The sequence below is a fragment of the Candidatus Methylacidiphilales bacterium genome, from assembly GCA_033875315.1.
Taxonomy (GTDB): Bacteria; Verrucomicrobiota; Verrucomicrobiia; order Methylacidiphilales; family CAZTYG01; genus JANRJG01.
Genome location: JANRJG010000003.1, coordinates 82,352 through 106,141, shown reverse-complemented (window position 1 = coordinate 106,141; position 23,790 = coordinate 82,352). Strand labels below are relative to the sequence as shown.

The following is a 23,790-nucleotide window of genomic DNA, read 5'->3' as shown; positions in this document are numbered from 1 at the left end:
CCTGATAAAATCGATGCAGCGGGGGCAAGTCAATGAAAGGTCGCCGTTCGGGATGGAGTCAACAGGCCTTCAGGAGTCGACCCCGCGGCCTCCTTAGTTGGATTCGGGATCAAGAGCCTGCTGCCTTTAATCTGCTACTCGTACTCTCTGAATGGGAGAGAACGAGCACGAGATCGAGTAAGATAGACGAGATCGAAGCTTTCTTGCACCAGCCGCTCCACCAAGCCGACCTCCGTCATCTGACGTCCGCCGTCCGTCATCAACCGATTAACCCATCATTTCATCAGCTCATCCAGAGGATGGAAGTGACGCCGCGCGGGTAGTATTTGCTCGCCTTGGCTTCGCCGGCGACCATCTGGTCGCTCCAGGCCCAATACTGGTTGCGTGCGTCCTGCAGCCAGGCGGCGTGGGCCCGGTCGGCTTCCCGGTCGGGTTCGAGGCCGAGGATGCTTTCGGCGATGAACTGGCAGAGGTAGATCTTGCTGAGCCAGGAGTTGTCGCTGGTCGAACTGATTTTCCATCCGCCGTCGGGGAACCGGCAAAGGCCCGGGCGCAGGACGCCCTGGAGGTGGCGCTTGAGGGCGGCCAGGAGCGGGCCGTGGGGCCCCTTGGGGTCGAGGGCTTCCTTCAGGCCGAGCGACCAGGGGATGACCAGACCCTCGATGGCCGGGATGATCCGGCTGGTGACGTTTTCGTTGATGACGGCGGGCAGCAGGCCGTCGGCATCGGCCGAGGCGGTGAGGGTGGCGGCGGCGCGGAGGGCCTGTTCACGGCAGAGGGCGGCGCGACGGGGATCCTTTTGCCGGGCAAAAAAGTGCTCCAGTCCGGTGTAAACACCCCAGGTCTTGACCGCGAGGTAGAGGTTGTTGCGGGCCTGGCCGAGGGAGACGTCGAGGCTGTCGTAGGTGGTGATTTCACTCCCGCCCTGGCAGCGCGAACTGTCGGCCGACATGAGACCGTCGCGACGGGCGGCATCGGGGTGGTCGCGACGGAGCAGGCTGTCGAGGCAGTCGCGGAAAACGGGGAGATTTTTGCGGGTCCAGGCTTTGTCGCCGGTGTGGTGTTGGTAGACCAGGCCGCAAACCAGCCAATTGACCAATTCCTCGTGGGTCATGTGGGAGAAGCAGCCATGCAGGCCGGCTTTCTCGTAGACCGAGCGCCCGGGGACGGAAAAGTGGTTGGCCATGCCCATGTCGTGGGCGAAGCTGAGGCCGCCGGGGAATTCCCGTTCGGAGCCCGGCAGGCGGACCTTGTCGCGGTAGGCGTAGCGCTTGGTGAACCAATCGAGCTCGTTGGCCACCGTCCAGGGATGGAATTCCATTTCCAGGAAGAGCTGGTCGACGGTCAGGTCGAAGGTGTTGATCATGCGGTATTCGCCCTCGTTGACGATCCACATGCTTTCCTTGCCGATATCGAGGAACTGGGTGCTGCCGTAGTAGCTGTGCAGGGCCTGGGCGAGCATGAACTTGCGTTCGGGCGAAAGCTTGGATTTGAGGAAGCGGCGGTTGAAGGCGGCCCCGCGGTTCTTCAGGGCCGGGAAGTTTTTCAGGGCGTAGGAGGCCACGGACTCGAGGTCCTTGAAGAAGCGGTAGTAGTGGTAGCTGGCGGGCATGCCGGTGGTGACGATGCCCGCGCGGTGGAAGCAGACGGCGAAGCGGAAGGTGCGGGTCTTGCCGGCGGGGGTGGTGCCGACGAGCAGGCCGACGCGGCCGAGCCCCCAGCCGCGGTTGAAGTCGTGGGCCCCGGCCAGGATCTGCTCGCAGGTGAAGGCCTGGGCCGACCAGACGCCGGGGGTGTTGCTGGCGATGGCGGTGGTCAACCCACAGGCCAGGCCGGGGAAGGGGGCGGTATCGTCGAGGCGGCGCATGTGGCGCATGGGGTCGTTGCTTTGGAAGCCGAAGAAGCAGCGGCGGGGCTTGCGGCCTTGGCGGTTGTCGACGGTGATTTCAACGGCCAGGGCCGGGGCATAGGCCAGCTCACGCACCGCCCGCGGGGCCGAGGGTGGGGGGGCCTCGCCGACCGGGGTGTGGATGGTGAAGGTCAGGTCGCCCGCCACCCAGGTGTCGGTGGCGGGGGTCAGGGTCCGGGTGATGGCCTCGTCGGCAAAGGCGTCCATCCGGAAGGCTTTTTGGCGGGGATCGGTGGCGAGGTCGAAATTGGAACTGTCGTCCAGGATTTCCTGGCAGAAAGGAAGGTAGGAGAAACTGTCGTCCTCACGATTTTCCAAGCCGATGAGCACGTGTTCGTCGGCGGGTTTGCCGATTTCCAGTCCGAAGCCGCCGCGGGGGCCCTTGGCGCCGAGGGTGAAGCTGGCGAAGGCGCCGATGGGACTGTGTTGGGTGTTGTAAAAGTCGGAGGCGTTCATAGGAAAAGCCATGGTAGCTCAAGAAGAAGACCGGCCTCAAGTCATTATCATGCATTCCGCGGCATACTAAGATAGAAACAATACCCAAATAAAGAAGACGGGCCTTGCCACTTGAAAATGAATGGTTATGGTTTGCCCAACAAAGGGAGCTATGCCGAGAAGATCATTGGTGGAAATGGGGTTTGCCAAGACCGAAGTCAACTTGGCGGTGATTGCCAAAAAACTGGGGGTTTCGGCCTCCACCGTTTCTCGGGCGCTGCGCAATTCCCCGAGCATCCACCCGACGACGCGGGAGCGGGTCCTGGAAGTGGCGCGCAGTCTGGGATACCAGGTGGAGAACCGGAACAAGTCGCCGCAGGCCAACCGCACCGTCCTGATGCTTTCCCAAGCGGGCGATGCCTCGGTGGACGGGGCCTATCTGTCCGGCTTGAGCGCGGCCTCGGTCGAGCAGAACCTCACCCTGATTTCACACCATTCGCGTCCGGAGGATTGCGAGCGGTTGCTGGACCCGCAGTTCCAGCCGAATGTCCTTCGCTCGGGAGAAGCCCAGGGGGTCATCCTCCTGCACCGCTGGCCTGACAGTGTGGTGCGTTACCTGGCCGATCGGATTCCGGTGGTGACCGTGGTCCATACCTATCCGGGCGTCCTGCTCGACTGCATCGGCATCCAAGAGCGTGAAGGCATGTCGCTTTTGGTGGCCCATCTGGTGGCCCAGGGGGCACGCAAAATCGGATTCTTCGGCTTTTGTCGCGAAGTCAGTTGGTCCCGGTCCCGTTTCGGGGCCTATGTCGAAGCGCTGGCCGAAAATGGGCTTCCTTTCCAGCAGGACCTGGTGGTCGAGACTTCGCTGGCGGAAACCCTGGACGAGAGGCAGTTGGCCGATTTGGCGGGGGCGTCGAAGGTCTTCCAAAAAATGGGGGAAGGGGTGCGCCACTGGGTGGGGGCGAGCGAAAATCTTTCCCAGTCGATCCACGGGCTGGCTTTGGCGCGCGGTCTTTCCATCCCGCGGGACCTGGCCCTGACCGGCTTCCATGGCGCTTCAGGATCAAGGGCCTACGGCAGGCCCATCCTGACCACCACCCTCTCCAGCTCGGAAGAATTGGGTGCAGCCGCCCTCCGTCGCTTGGTGACCCGGATCACCAACCCCAACGAGTCGCGACGCACCATCCTGCTCCCCTGTGAATTCCTGCAGGGCGAGAGCACCCTGGCGACCTAGAAAGCCCCCAGAACGGCCGAAAACGGCGCCATAGGGACTCTTTGCTGGCGATATCTCTTTATTTTTCTTTATTTCTCAGCAAAGAAGATCCAGCATTTGCACTACATGAGACTTTCGACCGCGAGGCCCGAGGTGAACGCCAACGGGGTCGGCCTAAACGGGTCCGCTCCGGTTCGGATGGGGATGCTTGGGTTGAACTTTGGTGAAGGCGTGGCTCGCCACATCCGACGCTCGGTTCCCCACATTGAACTGGTCAGCCTTTGTGACCAGAACCAGGAAAAGGCCGGGCAGTTGGCCAAAGAATTCCGCTTGGATCATGCGCGGGATCTGGATGTGCTGTTGGAAGATCCCCGGATCGAAGCCATCGGGGTATTCACCGGACCGCTCGGGCGGGCCTCGTTGATCTCGCGCATCATCGCCGCCGGCCGTCATGTCATGACGACCAAACCGTTCGAGACCGACGTGGTCGCCGCGGCCCGCGTATTGGACGAGGCCCGCGAACGGGGTCTGACCATCCATCTCAATTCCCCCACGCCCGTGCCGGCGGTCGATGTGAACCAGATTCTAACCTGGGTGGCCGAGTTCGATTTGGGGCGGCCGGTTTCCATGCAGGCCTCGACCTGGGCCCGGTACCGGGAGCAGGCCAACGGCACCTGGTACGACGATCCCGCGCTTTGCCCGGTGGCCCCCATCCTCCGCTTGGGCATCTATTTTCTGAACGATTTCCTGCCCCTGCTCGGCACTCCCTCACGTGTCCATGTGCTGCAATCGCGGATGTTCACCGGCAGGCCCACGGTGGACCATGCCCAGGCCGGCATTGAATTCACCAACGGTGCCACCGCCAGTGTCATGGCCTCGTTTTGTGTCGGGGACGGCAAACCCTACCAGGATGAAGTGGTCCTGAATTATGAACACGGCACGATCCGGCGACGGATGGTGCGCCTGGATGCCCCGGATATGGGGGAAGATTACGCGGTATTGGAATTGCAGTCCCCGAATGGCATGGCCCGTTTCCAGACGCCCCCGGGCGCCTACGCCGGTTGGTACCAATGGCAGGCCTTCGCCCGGGCCGTGCGCGGGGAGCCCGGCGTTCCGCCGCAGAACCGCGACGGGGTCCTCTATGGGCTGCAGCTTCTCGCCGCCATCGCCCGGGCCGGTCGGACCGGCCAGACAGAGAATGTGGAAATTCCGGCGCGGCCGGCCTATATTTACTCATGAAAAACACACCCATCACCCTTATTTCCAGATCCGCAGCCCTGATCTTGTCCATGGCTGCCACGCTTCCCGGCCTGCAAGCGGCACCTTCGGCGCCCGACTTCAACTTCAAATGGGACATGTCCCAGACCGTGGAAACACCCGTCGGTACGGCCATTGAGGAAAAAAGCAGCGGCAACAACATTGTCTTCCTGAGCGGGAACTCGACCAAGATCGAAGCCGACACCGAGGCCCGCGGGGGCAAGGCCCTGGTCTTTGATGGCACCCAGACCGCCGCCGCTTCCTCCCTGCAAAAACTGGTCATCGGGGAAAACATCCGCCTGGCCGCGCAGGTCAAACCGGTCGACAGTGCCAACATGGTCGACTGGCAGACCGTGGTTTACATCTTCCAACAGTGTGAACTGCGCTACGCCGTCAAACGGGGGCAGATCCTCTTCATCGTTTGGTACGGGGCGGATGGCAAAACCGCCGCCGAGGTTGGTTGCCCGATCAATCCCAACAAATGGAACGACATCGAAGCCACCGTGGTCGGCTCCAAAATGGAATTGCGCGTCAACGGCCTGGTCATGACCCAAACCATCCCGGGTGAAGGGACGAAAAAAACCGACAGCAATGTCGTCGGTGTGGGCTTCGCCAACGGCCGTGCCTTCACCGGCCGCATTGCCGATCTCCAGATCTCCCTGCCCAAGTTCAATTGAACCTTGGCACATCCTTCCGCCGAGTCTTCGCATGATCGTCATCACTGAATACGGGGCCGTGGCCGGGATCGCCACCGCCCAGACCCGCTCCATCCAATCCGCCATCGATGCCTGTGCCGCCACCGGCGGGGGGACCGTCCTGGTCCCCGCAGGGATCTATCATACAGGAACGCTCCAACTCAAGGACCGTGTCACGCTCCACCTGGAAAACGGGGCCTGTCTCAAGGGCAGTGCCGACCTGGTCGATTACCCGGAAATTGAGGGCAGCTTCACCGACGCCGTCGGCCAGAAGCGCAACCGCTGCCTCCTGTACGCCGTTGGCGCCACCGGGGTCGGGCTCTCCGGCCAGGGCACCATCGATGGCAACGGCGGGGCCTTCGGCTATGAAGAGGACGGCCGGCCGTTCCTCCTCCGCTTCGTCGATTGCCGTGACGTCCAGGTCACCGGCATCACCCTGCGGGATTCCCCCGGCTGGGTCAGCCATTACCTCGGTTGCGAAAACGTCCTGGTCCAGGGCATCACCATCCACAGCCACACCAACGGCAACAACGACGGCATCGACATCGATTCCTGCCGCCGCTTCCGCATCAGCGCCTGTGACCTGGACTGCGGGGATGACGCCATCTGCATCAAATCGACCCGCGCCACACCATCCGAGAACATCGTGGTCACCGGTTGTGTCATCCGGAGTGTCTGGGGTGCGCTCAAGCTGGGCACCGAGTCGGCGGGTGATTTCCGCAACATCATCATCAGCGACTGCGTGATCCGCGACACCCATGGCGGGGGACTGAAGATCATCAGCATGGACGGCTCCCGCTTGGAGAACGTGCAGATCAACAACATCATCATGGACAACGTCTCCGGTCCCATATTCATCCGGCTGGGCTCCCGCATGCGCCGCTACCATGCCGACCAGCCCGAACGGCCGGTGGGCATCCTGCGCAACGTCTCCATCCGCAACGTGAGCGGCAGCGTGTGGGAAGAGGGTTACCCTCTCTATGGCAAGTTGAAGCGCAAGGCCGGCATCATCATCACCGGCATCCCCGGCCATTGCATCGAAGGCCTGGAAATGGAAAACATCCGTTTCGATTTCCCCGGCGGGGGCAGCGCGGCCGATGCGGCCGCAGTGGTCGAGGAACAGGAAACGGCCTATCCCGAGTTCCCCTCCTTCCACCCCCTTCCCGCCTGGGGGCTTTACCTCCGCCACGTCCGCGACCTGCGCTTCCGCAACATCCGGCTTGATCTGCGCGGCGATGACCAGCGTCCGCCCTGTGTCGCCGAGGACGCCTCGGATCTCCATTGGGAGGACATCCGCATCCAAGGAAGGTCCATGGCCTCCGACAAGGAATTCCTCACTCTCCGCTAACCCCTCTATGAAGCCCATCCTCCTGATCCTTTCTCCGGCATTGCTTTTGCCCTCTGTTCTGTTGTCCGCCGAATTCCATGTTTCCCCCTCCGGCTCCGACAGCAATCCGGGGACCGGTTCCAAGCCCTTTGCCACGATCGAACGCGCCCAACAGGCGGTGGTGGCGGAGCGCGAGAAAAACCCCGCCCAGCCGGTCACGGTCTGGCTCGCCCCCGGGCTTCATCTCCAGCGTGATGGGATCTCATTTGGTTCGGCCGAATCCGGCACCGCCGCCAATCCGGTCACTTACCGCTCCTCCGAAGGCGGGGTGGCCCGTATCTCGGCCGGCTTTCGTGTGCCGCCTGCTGCCGTCAAAAAAGTCGAGGATGCCGCCCTCCTGGAGCGTCTCCGGCCCGAGGCCCGCGGCCAAGTGGTGGCGATTGACGTCAAGGCACTCGGTCTGACCCCGGCCTCTTTTTCCAATGTCTTCCGCAAGATTGAATTCCTTGAAGTCTTTTTCAAGGGCAACCGGCTCCCGCTCTCCCGCTGGCCCAACGGCCAGGTGTACAGCACCATGAAAGAAGTGGTTGAAAGCGGCCTCAAGCCCCCCGGCCCGGGAACGTTCATCTACCGGGAGGACGATCCGGCCCGGTGGTTGACCGCGCTGGAGGACGGCGGGGTCTGGCTCCGGGGTTTCTGGCGGGTTCCCTGGCACATCGAGGTCGTGCGCGTGGCCAAGATCGATCCGGTTACCCGGACCATCACCTTCGCCGCCCCGGTGGGCAACGGCATCGGTTCCAAATACGCCCGTGACAAAAACGGCATCGGCAACGGCGATGGCAAGGAGCCCTGGCATGCCCTCAATTTGCTGGAGGAAATCGACCAGCCCGGCGAATGGTCGCTCAATTTCGCCACCGGCATCCTCTACCTCTGGCCGCCGGCGCCAATCACCGAGGGAAGCCTCCTGCTGGCCGACCGCAATGTCCCGCTGGTTTCCTTCTCGGATGCCTCCCATATCGTCCTGCGCGGATTGACCCTGGAATGCTCGCTCGGCCATGCCGTTTCCATCAAGGGGGGCGAGGGCATCCGTATCCTCGGTTGCACCATCCGCCAGGCCGGGGATCACGGCGTGTGGATCGACGGTGGGAAAAACCACGAGGTCCGCAGTTGCGACATCAGTGGCACCGGCCAGTCCGGCATCCGTCTGACCGGGGGTGACCGCGCGACCCTCACACCTGGCAAACACCAAATCACCAACAACCTCGTCACCGGGATCGGGGTCTATTTCCCGGCCCCCGGCATTGTCGTCGGCGAGGGAACGAAATCCCCCACTGTCGGCAATCACGTGTCCCAGAACCGCATCCACGACGTTCCTTCGGCCGGCATCGTCTTCGCCGGCAACAACAACCTCATGGAGTTGAATGACATCTACCGCTGCGGCCTGGGTGCGGGCGATCTCGGGGCCTTTTACACCAATTCCGGTTGGACCGCCCGCGGCAACATCATACGGCACAACTTCGTCCACCACAGCATGAATGCCAATGCCTTTTACCTCGATGACGGAAGTTGCGGTTCGATCGTGGAAGAAAACATCGTCTACAAGGCGGCCTCGGGCGGATTCATCGGGGGCGGCCATGACCATCTGCTCAAAAACAATATTTTTGCGGAGTGTTCGATCGGGATCCACATCGATGATCGCGGTATCTCCCGCAAATACGTCGCCACCGACAAGAGACTGCGCGGCGATCTCGATTCCGTGCCCTACCAAAGCCCTCCCTGGAGCGAACAATATCCTGCCTTGGTGGGCATACTGGACGGACGCCCCGATGCCCCCTCGGGTCTCAAGATCGAGTCCAACCTCCTCGTCGCGAATGTCCGCCATACGCGCTACTTCTCCAACATCGCCGAATCACCCGGATTCTCCAACGTCGATAACGTGGAGTCGGCCGATGCCACCCTGCTGCCCGGTGCCCAGGAACTGGATTTCAGCATCCCTGAAGCCGCGCAATTGCCGGCTTCGTTGGCGCCCCTCCGCGCCATCCCGTTGGCAAAAATCGGCCTCCAGCAGGACGAGTTCCGCAAGGTGGTGCCGCCGCGCGACATGAAGTTGCTGCGTGAAGGCAAGACCGAGCGTCGTTTCGATTCACTGCAGGACATCGAGGCCACCAACCAACAGCAGCAGCCCTGAAGCGACCGCGGCCATGCCCCGGTTCCTGTGCTTCCAGCTCCTGGGATACGGGTTGATCTGCTTGTTGGTGGAGGGGCGCGCCTCCGGAGACAAACAAGACGGTTTTGATTCCCGGCGCACGGCTTGCTTGGAAGCGGTCGCGGCGGAAGTTTCGGCCATGGCTCCGGGAGCCCGCCCGGGCTGGGGCGATTGCTTTCCCATGGCCTCGGCACTCTTCGCCCTCGGGCGCGATACCGAGGCCTGCCGTTTGGCCGGATTCGGACTCGATGCGCTTGAACCCGGGAACACATTCAATCGCTGGCACCACAATGGCAACAGCGGATTCGCCGCCTGGCCTGGCATCGATTGTTATCTCCGGTGGCAGGGCAGGATGGACCCGGCCTTGAAGGAACGGTTCCGCAAGGTTTACGGCGGGGCCGTCTTCTACCGCCGCATGTCGACCAGCAACCACAAGATCATGGCGGCTGTCACGCGCACGCTGGCGACGCAGGCCTGGGGAGAGGGGGTCTTTCACCCTGATCCGTTCTACCCCGACCCGGATGGCAGCCGCTTTGCCAAGGACGACCCGACTGGTGTGAATTATCTCCATCGTATCATCGAATCCACGGCCGGAGATGCCCCCGGTGAATACGCTTCGCGGCCCTACGGGATGCAGAACCTGCTCCCGCTGCTTTCCCTGGCCGACCTGGCGGCCGACAGGGAAATGGCCCACCGGGCCCGCCTGGCCTATGAGCGCAGTCTCATGCAGCTGGCCCCCTGCTGGCTCTCCGGACACCTGGCCACCTTTTCCCTCAGGTCCTATCCGGATATCCTGAGCCAACAACCCTGGGGCCTGGGTCTCCTGCTTTGGTTGAATTACGGGGGAGTGGCGCCGGAAAAAGCCGGCAGGGGGTATCACCTCCTCGCCGCGGTTTCGGATTATCGGCCGCCCGAGATGGCGGTGCGGGCCGCCACCGACCGCACCCGGCCCTACGTTCACCGGGCTTTCATCAGCCAATGGGCCATGACCCATTTCATCAATCGTACCTATGCCCTTTTCAGTCGATCCCCCAAGGGCGGGAAACCCTGGTTCAACGGCCAGGTCTATCCGTGCGGGGTGATGTGGGAAGATGCGGATTCCGACCGCACCAGCTTCCTCTGGGTGACCCATCCGGTGGCCGATGCCGACGGTGATGCCGATCATGTCCCCGGTGGCATCCATACGCACGGCGCCAGCCGGTATGAACGCCAGGTCCAGCGCGAGGGAAGCGTCCTGTCGGTTTATGACATCCCGGAAAAGGACCGCTTCCCCCACCTCCTCGTTTTTGTGCCGGGCGGATACCGGGCCGTGCTGCGCGAGGAAGCCCGGGGGCGTCTGTTCCTCCACTACGGCACGGTACTGGTTGCCATGCAGAGCAGTGCCCCCTTTGTTTGGAATCCACTTGCCGGGGTGGCGGAGCCGGCGGGAAAGCCGGCAGCCGGTGATTCCGAGTTCCGTATCCCTGAACGCCAGGCCGCGGTGGCCCTTGAAACGGCGCTCCCGGAAGAATTTCCCGCCGCCGATCCCCCGGGGCAACTGGCAGCCTTCCGCCAGGCACTGGACACTTCTTCCAAACTGGTTTTCCGCACCGCCCCGGTCGCCGCGGAGTACACCGATCGCGGTGGGCACCGGCTCGCTTGTGATCACGCCGGGAGTGATCGCATCGACGGGGTGGAGGTGGATTACGCGAACTGGCCTCTTCTGGAGAATCCCTGGATGCGGCAGGGCCGCGCCGGGCCGCTGGTTCTTGGCAACCGCACGGAATCCCTAACCTACGATTTTTCCCGATGGACCGTCGAGCACAACCGATGATCAAGGCCCCGGTCCCCATCCTGGCCCTCTTGCTTTCGACGGGGTCCCTGTTTTCCGCCGAGGTCGGGGGCTACATCGCTGGCCGCGACTGGGAGGAACGCGGCCAGGGCCTGGCCCGGTGGTTGTCGGAAAACGACCCGGCCCATCCGGATTTTCCCAAGGAAGCGATGCCCCACTACGCCGCCCGTCTCCAAACCGGCATCCGTGCGGAGGAAGCCCTCGTTTCCATGGGACGGATGATCGAGGCGACCCTCCGGGCCAAACCCGATCCTTTCAATCTGCACGCCGTCATGCATGGCTACTGCCTCAACCGTGAAAAAATCCCGTCCGACCTCGCGGGCCGTTTCCGCGCATTTGCCGCCACTTGGGACTATACCAAATCCATCGGGGTTTCCCTGAACTACATGCTCATGCGGGACGGCGGCGGCTGGATCGCCGCCCAAGAGTGGCCCGACCTCGTCGACCGCGCGGGCAACCCGGCTCCGCGCATCCGGGAGATGTGCAAATTGCGCCTGATGAAACTCATGGAGGACACGGTGAAGGGCAATGCCTCGGAATATGGCGCTCCGCTCTACCTCGGGACCGACATGATGGCCCTGCGCTTGTTGGCCGAATATGCCCGCGACGCCGAGCTCCAGAGGGCGGCGCAGATGACTCTGGAATGGATGCTCATCCATACCGGGGCCCACTGGCACCAGGGCTATTACACCACTGCGGCCGCCCGGGCCAAATACTGGGGCTCGGTCAAAACGAGTCCGGACAGCGCCGGTGCGACCACCGGCATGGCCTATCTTTTCTTTGGCGGTGAACGCCCGGCCCGGCTGGGCGGGGTATCCTGCACCTATTGGCTCGCCCATCCCGGCCGGGTCTTTCCCGCCCCCTGGCTTTCGTCCTGGCAGGCCGCCCTCCCGCCCCGGCGCACGGTTCAAAGCGCTTTTGTTTCACCTGATGGGAAAGACCGTGCCTACGCCATGGCTTGGGTCACCCCTGGCTACGCTGTTGCCAGCGAAACGAGCGACAACATCCCCGCCGACAGCTACCACTACAAGGAATTACGGCGAACCCTGCTCAAATGGGTATCCGACAAACCCGACAGCACCTTTTCCGTCCTCCAGGAAAACCGGCGGCGGCCCCGGGAGAAAATCCCCAACGCTTTTGCCTACGGGGAAAATCCCTACGCTTGGGTGATGCAGGATGAGGGGACCCTCATCGGCATCCACCGGGTGCCGGAGGCCTACGGATTTGGCACGCTGCGCGCACCCTTCACCCGGCAAGGGGCCATCCTTCATCGAATCGAGCGTGGGGGATGGATTTTCTGCCATGGGGGCCGTGTGCTTTTTGCCTTCCGGACCCTGGTGCCCGGCACTTGGGAGAAGCCCGATCAAAACGAACAGCTGGATCTCTACCGTTCGGAGGATCGTTGCAACGGTTGGATCCTCGAGACCGCCCCTCCGGCCCGGTATCCCGGAGCGGATGAAGTCGGGCAATTGGAAGCCTTTGCCCGGGCTGTCACTCAGGACACCCAGATCGATTCCGACCTCTCCGCCGATCCTCCCTGGATTTCTTTCCGCAATTTGGACGGTCACACCCTCCGTCTGCGTGCCGGGCTTCCCGGTAAACCCGACCCACTGGCCAGATGCCGGGATGGCAACCCGGCAGCAGCCGAACTGCGCCCCATCCTGTCTACCCAAAGCGTGGATCAACAGCCCAATGGGCCCTTGACCCTTCTGCTCGATAATGGACATAGGCGGGTTTATGATTTTTCATCCTGGACGATCAAAACCCATGAATGAAGGCTCGGAGCTTTTTTGGTTGTAAATGCAAACAATTGCATATTAGAGTGCAATTTAGTCATTACTTTGTCTCCCAAGGCTGTTTTTCCCTCCCTTAATCCACTATGATACATATGCGTGCATCTTGGCTGATTTACGCGGGATGCATGATTCCAGGATTGCTTTCGGGGAAGGTTCTTTCAGGGGTCTTTGCCGATGGCATGGTCTTACAGCGGGATGTTCCGGTCCCGGTATGGGGAATGGCCCAACCGGGGGAAACCGTGACGGTGGAATTTGCCGGCCAGAGCAAGAGCACGCAGGTCACGGCGGATGGAAAATGGATGATTCGGTTGGATCCGATGCCCGCAAATGCCGGGGGCGCGGAGATGCGCGTCCGCTCGCCTGCTGAATCGGTTTCGCTCAAAGACATTCTGGTCGGTGAAGTTTGGTTCTGCTCGGGCCAGTCCAATATGGCTTCCACGATGAAGTCACTGGAAAAAGCACCGGATTATGCGGGCGATCTGACGTCGGCTGACCATCCGCTGATCCGACATGCCGCCGTGCCACGCACGCCATCTTTGCAGCCTCTCAACGAAACCGCTATGAAATGGGTTGTTTGCTCTCCCCAGAGTGTGGGGGAATTCACCGCAGCGGGTTTTTACTTTGCCAGGGAAATCCGACAACAACTCGATGTCCCGGTCGGCCTGATTCTGGCGGCCTGGGGAGGCACTTCTGCGGAAACCTGGGTCAGCAAAGAGGCGCTCGACCGCGATCCGGGTTTCAAGAAGCGCGCGGAAAAACAAATCGCCAATGTGCTCCAGCTTCCGCAGCAGATCGAAGCATTCCCTGCTTCCCTGAAAACATGGGAACAAGCCAACGGCCGCGTCGATCCCGGCAACGAAGGGGAAAAAAATGGGTGGCATTTGGCTGATCGGCAGGTGCCCGGCGGCAAGCTATTGCCGCTGAAAACGGCATGGAAAAATGCCGGCCTGCCCGACGGTGGTATTGGTTGGATCCGCAAGGAGATCGTCGTGCCTGCAAGTGGCAGCGGCAAAGCTTTCCGCATCGACTTCGGCCAGATCGATGAGGCCTATGCCACCGTTTACTTCAACGGACAAAAGTTGGGTGACTTCGGCACCGAGCCGCCTTCGTTCTATAAAAGTTACGCCCATTTTGATGTGCCGGCCTCCTTGGTGAAGGAGGGGACCAACTTATTGGCCGTCCGTTTTCGGGTTCACACCGGTCAAAAGCCGCCCTTGAACCGGGGCTTCGACTCCTTCGGCTTCAAGGCACTGGGTTCTCCTTCGGTCGGTGACGAATGCCAGTTTGTCGTCGAGAAAACCTTCCCCCCCTTGACTCCGGAGGCCATGGGGCTGCGTCCTCCCGTGCCCGAGGGTGGTTTGTCTGGAACCAGTTCAGGACTCTTCGGTGGCATGGTCCACCCTCTCATTCCCTTTGCCTTCCGTGGCGTGCTTTGGTACCAGGGTGAACAGGACGGAAGCCGTGGCTTTGCCTACCGTCGCCTGCTTCCCATCCTGATCCAAGATTGGCGCCAGAGATGGGGCCGGGGCGACTTTCCATTCCTTGTGCAACAACTGCCCAACTGGGCCGCCGCCGGTGCGGAAACAACGGGTTGGGCCGAATTGCGGGAAGCCCAGGCGCTCACCGCCGACACGGTGGCCCAATGCCACCTTTCCGTGGCCATTGATATCGGTGATTCCAACAATGTCCATCCGGTCAACAAGCGCGATGTCGGCCGGCGTCTGGCCTTGGTGGCCCTTCGCGAGGTTTATGGCAGGCCGGTGGAAGCCTACGGGCCGGTTTATGAATCGATGGCCATCGAGGGTTCGTCCGTGCGATTGAAATTCCGCCACGCGGGCGGTTTGAAATCCGCGGATGGCGGCACGCTCAAGCGCTTTGCCATTGCCGGGGAGGATAGAAAGTTTGTCTATGCGGATGCCCGCATCGATGGGGATAGCGTGGTTGTTTCTCATGCCGACGTTCCCGCGCCGGTGGCGGCACGCTATGCCTTTGTCAACGACCCGGTGGGTTGTAACCTAACTAATGCCAGTGGATTGCCGGCGCGTCCATTCCGCACCGATGATTGGCCCGGCGAAAGCATCAACCGAGAATGATCCGGAAACTTCCATGAAAAGCGGATACTCCAATCCCATTCTCCCTGGTTTCTATCCGGACCCCAGCGTCTGCCGGGTGGGATCGGACTATTACCTGGTCAACAGCACCTTCGAGTATTTTCCCGGCGTTCCGATCTGGCACAGCCGCGACTTGGTGCACTGGCGGCAGATCGGGCATGTGCTCACCCGCAGGTCCCAACTCGATCTCGGGGGTTGCCCCTGTTCCGACGGGATCTACGCCCCGACGCTGCGCCACCAAAACGGGGTCTTTTACATGGCCACCACCCTGGTCAAATCCGGGCAATACCGGAACTTCTATGTCACCGCCACCGATCCCTCCGGTCCCTGGTCCGATCCCATCTGGGTCGATCAGAGCGGAATCGATCCCTCCCTCTTTTTCGACGACGACGGACGGGCCTACTTCCAAACCAACCGCGGCCTGGTTTTCCGGATGGAGCGTGCCATCTATCAAAGCGAAATCGACATCCAAACCGGCCGCCGTCTGTCCGGCCCGGACAAAATATGGGGCGGCACGGGAGGTTGCTACGTGGAGGGTCCGCACATTTACAAGCGCAATGGCTGGTATTACCTCCTGGCCGCGGAGGGGGGGACGGCCTACGGCCACATGGTCACCATCGCCCGCAGCCTCAACATCCGGGGACCCTACGACTCCTGTCCCCACAATCCCATCCTCTCCAATCGACACGCCTACGAAGAACTGCACGGCACCGGGCACGGCGACTTGGTCGAGGCCGCCGACGGGTCCTGGTGGATGGTCCATCTGGCCTTCCGCAAAACAGCCGGCGATGTCCACACCCTGGGACGCGAAACCTGTCTGGCCCCGGTGACCTGGGAAAACGGCTGGCCGGTGGTCAACCGCAACGGCACCAACTCCCTCGAGGTCGATGCCACCGTCCTTCCGGCCCACCCGTTTCCCGTTCCTCCCGTGCGCGATGATTTTGATGCCCCTCAACTGGGCCTGCCCTGGATCCGCCTTCGCAATCCGGTCGAGGAACATTATTCACTGACGGAACGTCCGGGTTTTCTGCGATTGCACGGCACGGCGGAATCCCTTTCTGACCCCTCATCGCCGACGTTTGTTGCCCGCCGCCAACAGCATTTTCACGCCACGATTACGGCGCATTTGGAATTCGAGCCGTGCCATCCGGGGGATCGTGCGGGTCTCAGTCTGTTCATGACCCATGAGCACCACTACGACCTCTTTGTCACGCGGGAGAATGGCAAGCGGGTGCTGGTTGTGGAGGCGCGCCTGGAATTGATCCACCACCGGGCCGCCATGGTGGTTCTCCCGGAGGCCGGCCCGGTTCACCTGCGGATCGTCTCGGCCAAGGAGTTGTATCACTTCGGGTTTGTCGGAACGGACGGAAGTTTCCAGGAGATCGCCACCATCAACAGCCGCTATCTCGGCACCGAGGTCACCGGGGGATACAACGGGGTGGTCATCGCACTTTACGCCACCGGAACAGGCCAACTGGCGTCGGGCCCGGCCGATTTCGATTGGTTCGAGTATCTCCCCCAATAATCTGTATGAAACACCTCATCACTCTCATTGTCGCGGTCTGCACGTCGGGCTCATGGAACCCGGGGGCAACGGCCGCCCCCGAACAGGGCATCTACCCGGTCGAGCAATCCCCCTTCCGGGACAAGCCCTGTGATTCCTACAGCAACTACAATGGTCCCGACGGGGCCACCGTCTATCCGATCTGGGGCCAGGCGCCCTTCTTCGATTTTGGTTCGCGCCAGGTCACCATGGACCCGAAAGGCGTGCGCGAGCTTCCACAGGCCCCCAAGCCGGGCATTCATCCCCGCATCCTGTTCGGACCGTCTGAACTGCCGGAGGTGCGCAGACGCATCAAGGAAACCCGCTGCGGCCAGGAAATCTGGAAGAACATCCTTTGCTGGACGGAGTCACTCAAGGGAACCTATGACGACAACGCAGACTACGCCAAGCCCGACCGGTGGAATGGCAGCTTCGGGGGTTTGCGTGGACGCGTTCCCCTTTTTCGCATGGGTCAACCCAAACACCCGTCGCCCGCCAAAGGACAGAGCGGTTACTACAAGAACCCTGCAGCCGCCGAATTTTACCAAAGCCTCGCCGACGGCAGCGCCACCGATGTCCCGCCCTACTACTGGAATGTCTTCGCCCTCGAGGCGCTGCGTTGTCTGGTCGAAGAAGACCGTCCTGCCGCCGACAAACTGGCCCGGGCGGTCATCACCGCACTCCGGATTGACCAGGCCAAAAGGGCCCAGGCCCGTGCCGCCGAGGCGGAGAAGAAAAAGAAAACCCTGCCCCCCATCGCCCAGCCCATCGGGGGGTTCCAACTGGCCTTCGTCTACGACTTCCTCTTCAACACCATGACCCAGGAACAGCGGCGGGAGATCCACGCCGAACTGGCCGCCACCACGTGGTCGCACGACAATTACGGCACCTTCAACACCGCTGAAAGTTCCCGCAGCAACTGGGCCACCTTCTCCTACTGGCTCTACCAGGTCCTGGCCATCGAGGGGGAGGAGGGGTTCAACGACCTCAAAGTGCGCGGGATGTACCGGGGCTGGCGCAATCTCCTCACCTATGGTTGGTTCCAATCCGGGGCCACCTTCGAGGGCGAGGCCAAAAACCAGATCGGCATGGACGGCGTCATCATGTTCTCGCGCCGCCAGAAGGCCTACGGATTCGAGAACCTCGCCGCCCACCCCTACCTCCAGGCCTACGCCCGGTCGTTTCTGCCCCACAGTGCCAATCCGATGCTCACCGGCTTCCACAAATATGACCTGTTGGGCGGAAGCCGGGGCAGCCAGGGCGGATTCGCCTCCATGGACACGATGGGACTGAAGTTTGTCTTCCCGGAAGACAAAGCCGTCGACTGGTATTTCCGCCAGGCGGTGGGTGAGGATTACAGCAAGGTGCCCGACCGTCCGGACGGGTATTTCAACGCCATGATTTTCTTTGCCGTGTATGCCGCCGATTTCGATCCTGCGAACAACGATCCGGCGAAACTCGGCCTCGGCAACACCTTCTTTTGTGGGGAACGGTCCCTCCTCATGACCCGCAGTTCATGGGACCGCCAGGCCCTCATGCTCAACATGCACACCCGTGGTGCAAATGGGGGACACGAATACGCCGACCGTAATGCCCTCATGGTGGCGGGTGCCGGACGCATCTGGTCACCCAATGGCTACGCCAACTTCAAATCGACGGAAAACAGCATTGTTGTCATCAATGGGGAATCCCAAGATCTCCGCAGCCCTGGACGCGTGGTGGACTTCGTCGACCAACCTGATGCCACCTTTGCCGTGGGAGACGCCAAATATGCCTGGGATTGGAACTGGAAGCGATTGGAGAAAAGCCGCGGCTATTACACGCTAGATGATGTGCGCAACAACCGGGTGGAAATTCCAGAGGGCTGGGAACCGGTCAGACAGACCAGCAATGATTTCGCCTACACAAAGCAACCCCATGCTTATCTGGATCGCCCCATATTTGAGTATGCGCACTGGATCCAACCGAATGGCGCCCTCTCCCCCTACGTGCGCAAACCGTTTCTTCCGGTACGCAAGGCTTTCCGCACCGCCGGACTGGTGCGCGGGCCGCATCCCTATGCGTTGGTCATCGATGACATCCAAAAAGACGACGCCGTCCAGCGCTATGACTGGGCCCTTTTCCTCGAGTACGACCTCCAGATCGTGCAATTGCAAAAGAAGAGCCCGCAGGAGATGGACATTCTGCTCTGGGGCAGCGATCCCGATCAAACCGCGAAACGTCCGGATGAGGCCCTCCCGGGCGTTCCGGAAAAGCCGGTCGACATCAAGGAGGGATCTCCCATGCTGTTGGTAAGGGTCCTGAATCGTAACACGGACGCGTCGCGCGAATGCCCCGACCCGGAAGTGGTCGAACAGCCCAATCAGAGCGATCCGAAAAAGTATGGACGCATCCGCCGCCTCCTCATTCCCAGTCTTTCGGTGTCGCCCGATTTCAAGGTCCTGCTTTATCCCCACCGCTTCGGTGATCCGCTTCCCCAGACCACTTGGAACGCGAAACGGGATGCGCTCCAGGTTTCGATCGGCAAAATGAACGACCAGATCCAGTTTACCACCGGCAGTCTGGGCAAGACCGATGTGGCGGTCTCGCGCGAAGGCAAGGTATTGGTCGAAGTCAAAAAACAAATCACCCCCCTCGCTGCCACCCAACCCAACAATCCCTAGTCCTTTATGAAAAATCATTGCCAAAAGGGGCCCGCACTTCTGGTGCTCGTCATCGGATGCCTCGGTCCCATCAATCTCTCCGCCGCGGTGCGGTTGTCCGCGTTGTTCACCGACCACATGGTTTTGCAGCAGGGCACCACCGTGCCTGTCTGGGGGACCGCCGATCCTGGAGAAAACGTCAAGGTGTCCTTTGCCGGACAGGAAAAAAGCGCCACCGCCGATGCCTCGGGCAGATGGAGGGTCGAGCTTGGCTCGCTCACCACTTCGGAGGAGCCCCGCGAGTTGGCCGTGTCTTCCGACAAGTCGCCCGCTCCCTTGAAAGTGGCCGATGTGCTCGTCGGCGAAGTGTGGATTTGCAGCGGGCAGTCAAACATGGAACGCCAGCTTGGTCCCCGCAGCGGCCAGCAGCCCCTGGTCAACTGGGAGCAGGAGGCCGCTTCGGCCCAATATCCCGGCATCCGCCATTTCACCGTGGATCGCAAGCCCTCGGACACCCCCCTTCCGGATACGGCCGGCAAATGGGAGGTGTGCAGTCCCCAAACCGTGCCGCAGTTCACGGCCGTCGGCTACTACTTCGGACGCGATCTTCACAAACAGCTGAAGCGCCCGATCGGGTTGATCCACACTTCCTGGGGCGGAACCCCCGCCGAATCCTGGACCCGCAACGAGGCCTTGGCGGAAAAAATGCCGGACGTGATCGAGGCCCAGAAGAAAGCGGTCGCCGGCTACGCCCCCGCCCTGGCCCAATACCAGGCCGACGAGCCCCGTTTGTTGGAGGAATGGAAAGCCGCCGTGGAGAAAGCCAAGGCCGCCGGCCAGCCCGAGCCCCGCAAGCCGGCGCCACCACGCGATCCCCTCACGACCCAGAACCGTCCCTCCTGCCTCTACAATGGCATGATCCATCCGCTCATCCCGTTCGCCATCCGCGGGGTCATCTGGTATCAGGGCGAATCCAATGCCGGCCGGGCCAAGGCCTATCAAACGCTCTTTCCGCTCATGATCTCCGACTGGCGCAAACAATGGGGGCTCGGGGATTTCCCCTTCCTTTTCGTGCAAATCGCGCCATTCAAAAACCAGAATCCCGAAATCCGTGAAGCCCAACTTCTCACTTGGAAGAAAACGCCCGCCACGGCGATGGTCGTCACCACCGACGTGGGGGATGCCAACGACATCCACCCCACCCGGAAGGAGCCGGTTGGGGCCCGTCTGGCCCTGGCGGCCCGGGCCCTCGTTTATGGCGAGAAGCTCGAGTATTCCGGTCCGGTCTTCGAATCCGCCCGCTTTGAGAACGGCCAGGCCGTGGTGACGTTTTCCCACGCCGGAGGCCTGGCGTCCTCCGACGGTCCCCTGCGCGGGTTCATCCTGGCCGGGGCAGACCGCCGGTTTTTCCCTGCCAGCGCGGAAATCAAGGGAAGCGAGGTCCGGGTTTCCAGTCCGGATGTTCCCCAACCGAACGCTGTGCGCTATGGATGGGCCAACGTCCCAGATGTCAACCTGGTCAACGCCGCCGGGTTGCCCGCTTCACCCTTCCGGTCGGATGTGGAGTAACCCGCCGGGCGCAATGCTGTGAAAAAATCCAACGGAATCCTTCTTCTTTTCCTGTTCCTCGTCGGACGCCTGGGTGCGGCCGAACTGGCCGAGGTTTTCACCCCGGGTTGTGTCCTGCAGCGCGAGCTGCCGCTGACCCTTTGGGGCACGGGGAGGGAAGGGGAGGCGGTCACGGTCGAAATCCAGGGCAAGTCCGCCACCACCACGGCCAAGGACGGGCGCTGGCAGGTGCAGTTGCCGCCGCTCGCGGCGGAGGCCTCCACCACCCTGCGGGTGCGCTCGGACAAGGAGATCGTTCTTGAAGATGTCGCCGTGGGCGAAGTCTGGATCTGTTCCGGGCAATCCAACATGGAGTGGCGCTTGAACCAGTGTCCGCCCCACACGGACGCCCTCCTGGCCTCGGCCGACAACCCGCGCATCCGCCAAATCAAGGTGCCCTTGCGCGCCTACGCCGGTGATCCCCTCCCGAAGTTCGAGTGGAAGCGGTTTGACAAGCCTTCGGCCCCCTATTTCAGCGCGGTGGCCTACTACTTTGCCGCGCAACTGCAAAGCAAACTCGATGTTCCGGTGGGTCTCGTCAACTGCGCCTTTGGTGGGACGCCCATCGAGGCCTGGATGGATGCCGACGCCATCCGGGCATCCGGTCACCCGCAGATGCTGGACGAGGATGCCCGCAAGCTGGCCGTCTATCCGAACCCTGCCGCCTATGAGGAAGCCTGGCAGGCCTACAACACGGCCCGCAAGGATTGGGAAGCGCGCAAGAAAGCCGGAACACCGGAAACGGAACTCGGACCCCAGCCCAAGGAACCCTACGGCATCCGCACCAAAAGCCGTCCGACGACTCTTCGCTCCTCGATGCTGGCCCCCGTCACGCCCTACACGGCCCGCGGCATGCTTTGGTATCAGGGGGAGAACAACGCCGGGCGGAAGGAAGACTACGCCGCCCTGCTGCGCGCCTTCATCGCCACCTGCCGCGCCGATTGGTCGCGCCCGGATTGGCCCTTCTTCATCGGACAGATCGCCTCGCCCACTGCCAACTGGCCGGATGATCAGGACCCCTACGCTGTCATCCGCGAGGCCCAACGTGCCACTGCCGTGGCCGACGCCCACTCGGGGTTTGTGGTGAGCCTGGATTACGGGGAACGCGGCAATGTGCATCCCATCCAGAAGCAGCCTGTGGGTGAGCGTTTTGCCCGGCTGGCCTTGGCGCGAGTATATGGACAGTCTGTCGGTGCGGCCCAAAGTGCGAGCGCCGTCCGCGCTTCGCGCGAGGGGGACCGGGTGCGGGTGGAGTTCGCCGATTTGCCCGGAAAATTGGAACTGCGCGACCCCGCGCTGCCGACATTGGAGGTTGGTCCTGCGGCGGGGCCTTGGCAGCCGGTCCAGGCCGTTCTTTCCCCGGACGCCCGCCAGCTCATCGTGACCCTTCCGAAAACCACGGACGAACCCATGACCCTCCGCTATGCCTGGAGGAATTTCTGTGCCCTCTCCCTCTATTCGGACGAGGGACTTCCGGTTTCCCCATGGAGCCTCCCCATCACCGCTCCTTGAGTTTATGAATGATGCCCTGCTACCTGATGATTCTTCCAGCCCACGACCCCCCGCCTGGTGGCGCGAAGCCCGCTTTGGGTTATTCATCCACTGGGGCGTCTATTCCGTCCCTGCCGGTGTGCACCGCGGTCGACCCGTGGCCGGTGCCAGCGAGTGGCTGATGCACTCGGTGCCCATCCCGGTGGACGAATACAAAACCCACGCCGCCGGTTTCACCGCCTCGGCTTATGATGCGGACGCTTGGGTGAAGGCCGCCGTCGAGGCCGGCATGGGCTACGTGGTCATCGGGGCCAAACACCACGACGGGTTCGCCCTTTTTGAAACCAAGGTCAACGACTGGAATGCGGTCGATGCCACGCCCGCCGCCCGGGATGTCCTGCGTCCCCTGGTCGAAGCCTGCCGACGGGCCGGGTTGCCCATCGGTTTCTACTACTCCCAGGCCCAGGACTGGATCAACGGAGGATCAAACTATGCCGGCAACTGGGATCCGGCCCAGGACCGGGACTTCGACGAATACCTCGACCAAGTGGCCATCCCACAGATCCGCGAACTCCTGACCCAATACGGCCCGGGCGTCCCGTCCGTGCTCTGGTGGGACACGCCGGCCAAAATGACTCCGGAACGTTCCGCGCGGGTCAATGCCGCGGTCCAGGAACTGGCTCCCGGCATCCTCCAGAACGACCGGCTCGGGGAGGGCTTTCCCGGCGATTTCGAGACACCCGAACAACGCATTCCCGCCAACCGCCCCCACCGTCCGTGGGAAACCTGCATGACCACCAACGAATCGTGGGGATTCAATCTGCACGACCAGGATTGGAAACCCCCGGGACTGCTCATCCGCCAGCTCTGCGAAGTGGTCTCGCAGGGCGGCAACTACCTTCTCAACATCGGCCCCCGTGCCGACGGCACCATCCCGGAACCCACCCTGGACGCGCTCCGGGCCATCGGTCGCTGGATGCGGGTCAACGGAGGGGCCATCCGCGGCGCCTCGGCCGGCCCTTTTCCCCACCGTCTGCCCTGGGGATTTGCCACCCAAAAAGGCAACACCATCCACCTGCTGGTGGAACAATGGCCGGAAGAGGGGAAACTGTTCGTGCCCTTGCTTGACCTGCCTGAGCGGGCGCATCCTCTGGCCGATGCCTCCGGACATCTCGCGGCAACCCCCTGCCCGGGGGGATTTCAACTCACCTTGCCGCCCCGGCCCACCGACCCCGAAGTCAGTGTTCTGGTGCTCGAATTCGCCGCCGAACCGCGTTTGGGGGAGGTTCCACCCCGTCCCCGTCCGCCGGTGGTTCCCCAGCCGGCCGATGGCGCCATCACTTTGCGGGCGGCCGACGCCGAATTGGTCGGGGACCACATTGCCCTTCTTGCCGGCCAGGAACCCCAACTGGGGTGTTGGACTTCGCTCGAATCCCATCCCCTCTGGCGCGTGCGTCTCCACCGGGCGGGCAACTACCGGGTGGAATTGGTCTACGCCGTTCCGGCCCACCGGCAGGGCACCCTGGCCGAGATCGATCTCGGCGGCAACCGTCTCCCCGTGGTCGTCGGCGGCACCGGGGGGTGGGGCGAGTTCGTCCGCTTCCCGGCCGGCACGGTCACCCTCGCCGCCCAGGAGGAATTGCCCGTGCGTGTGCTCCCGATCCGCATCCCGGTCGGGGCCGTGATGAATCTTCGCGCCGTCTGCCTCACCCCCGCATAACCC

The 23,790-nt window shown here is 62.3% G+C and carries 14 protein-coding genes; 13 read left to right on the top strand and 1 reads right to left on the bottom strand.

Annotated elements, in window-relative coordinates; translation table 11 throughout:
- Positions 1-283: 283 nt before the first annotated feature.
- A complete protein-coding gene (locus SFU85_00495; protein MDX6765248.1) occupies positions 284-2,365 on the bottom strand; it encodes a glycoside hydrolase family 52 protein in 2,082 nt (693 codons plus the stop codon).
- A 151-nt stretch (positions 2,366-2,516) separates the two neighbouring features.
- Between SFU85_00495 and SFU85_00490 the strand changes: the two genes are divergently transcribed.
- The 13 genes from SFU85_00490 to SFU85_00430 all read left to right on the top strand — a co-directional run bounded on the left by SFU85_00490 (position 2,517) and on the right by SFU85_00430 (position 23,787).
- Entirely contained in the window at positions 2,517-3,581 is a 1,065-nt protein-coding gene (locus tag SFU85_00490; protein MDX6765247.1) for a LacI family DNA-binding transcriptional regulator, read from the top strand.
- 105 nt (positions 3,582-3,686) lie between these two features.
- Complete coding sequence (locus SFU85_00485) at positions 3,687-4,799, top strand: Gfo/Idh/MocA family oxidoreductase (protein ID MDX6765246.1); 1,113 nt, start codon at positions 3,687-3,689, stop codon at positions 4,797-4,799.
- On the top strand, positions 4,796-5,494 hold the full coding sequence (locus SFU85_00480; protein MDX6765245.1) for a LamG-like jellyroll fold domain-containing protein: 699 nt from the start codon (positions 4,796-4,798) through the stop codon (positions 5,492-5,494). The genes SFU85_00485 and SFU85_00480 overlap by 4 nt, the downstream gene beginning before the upstream one ends.
- Before the next feature lie 31 nt (positions 5,495-5,525).
- Entirely contained in the window at positions 5,526-6,860 is a 1,335-nt protein-coding gene (locus SFU85_00475; GenBank protein ID MDX6765244.1) for a glycosyl hydrolase family 28 protein, read from the top strand.
- A 7-nt stretch (positions 6,861-6,867) separates the two neighbouring features.
- Complete coding sequence (locus SFU85_00470) at positions 6,868-9,027, top strand: right-handed parallel beta-helix repeat-containing protein (GenBank protein MDX6765243.1); 2,160 nt, start codon at positions 6,868-6,870, stop codon at positions 9,025-9,027.
- 13 nt (positions 9,028-9,040) lie between these two features.
- A complete protein-coding gene (locus SFU85_00465; protein MDX6765242.1) occupies positions 9,041-10,858 on the top strand; it encodes a hypothetical protein in 1,818 nt (605 codons plus the stop codon).
- Positions 10,834-12,651 carry a hypothetical protein gene (locus tag SFU85_00460; protein ID MDX6765241.1) on the top strand — a complete coding sequence of 606 codons (1,818 nt, stop codon included), beginning with the start codon at positions 10,834-10,836 and terminating at the stop codon, positions 12,649-12,651. Before SFU85_00465 ends, SFU85_00460 begins: the two co-directional genes overlap by 25 nt.
- 113 nt (positions 12,652-12,764) lie before the next feature.
- Positions 12,765-14,765, top strand: a complete 2,001-nt coding sequence (locus SFU85_00455; GenBank protein MDX6765240.1) for a sialate O-acetylesterase — start codon at positions 12,765-12,767, stop codon at positions 14,763-14,765.
- Between the two features lie 13 nt (positions 14,766-14,778).
- Positions 14,779-16,308, top strand: coding sequence for a glycoside hydrolase family 43 protein (locus SFU85_00450; GenBank protein ID MDX6765239.1), 1,530 nt, complete (start codon positions 14,779-14,781; stop codon positions 16,306-16,308).
- Positions 16,309-16,313: 5 nt separating this feature from the next.
- Complete coding sequence (locus SFU85_00445) at positions 16,314-18,989, top strand: hypothetical protein (GenBank protein MDX6765238.1); 2,676 nt, start codon at positions 16,314-16,316, stop codon at positions 18,987-18,989.
- A gap of 6 nt (positions 18,990-18,995) precedes the next feature.
- Positions 18,996-20,537, top strand: coding sequence for a sialate O-acetylesterase (locus SFU85_00440; GenBank protein MDX6765237.1), 1,542 nt, complete (start codon positions 18,996-18,998; stop codon positions 20,535-20,537).
- A gap of 18 nt (positions 20,538-20,555) precedes the next feature.
- Positions 20,556-22,088, top strand: a complete 1,533-nt coding sequence (locus SFU85_00435) for a sialate O-acetylesterase (protein ID MDX6765236.1) — start codon at positions 20,556-20,558, stop codon at positions 22,086-22,088.
- 4 nt (positions 22,089-22,092) lie between these two features.
- On the top strand, positions 22,093-23,787 hold the full coding sequence (locus SFU85_00430) for an alpha-L-fucosidase (GenBank protein ID MDX6765235.1): 1,695 nt from the start codon (positions 22,093-22,095) through the stop codon (positions 23,785-23,787).
- Positions 23,788-23,790 lie beyond the last annotated feature (3 nt).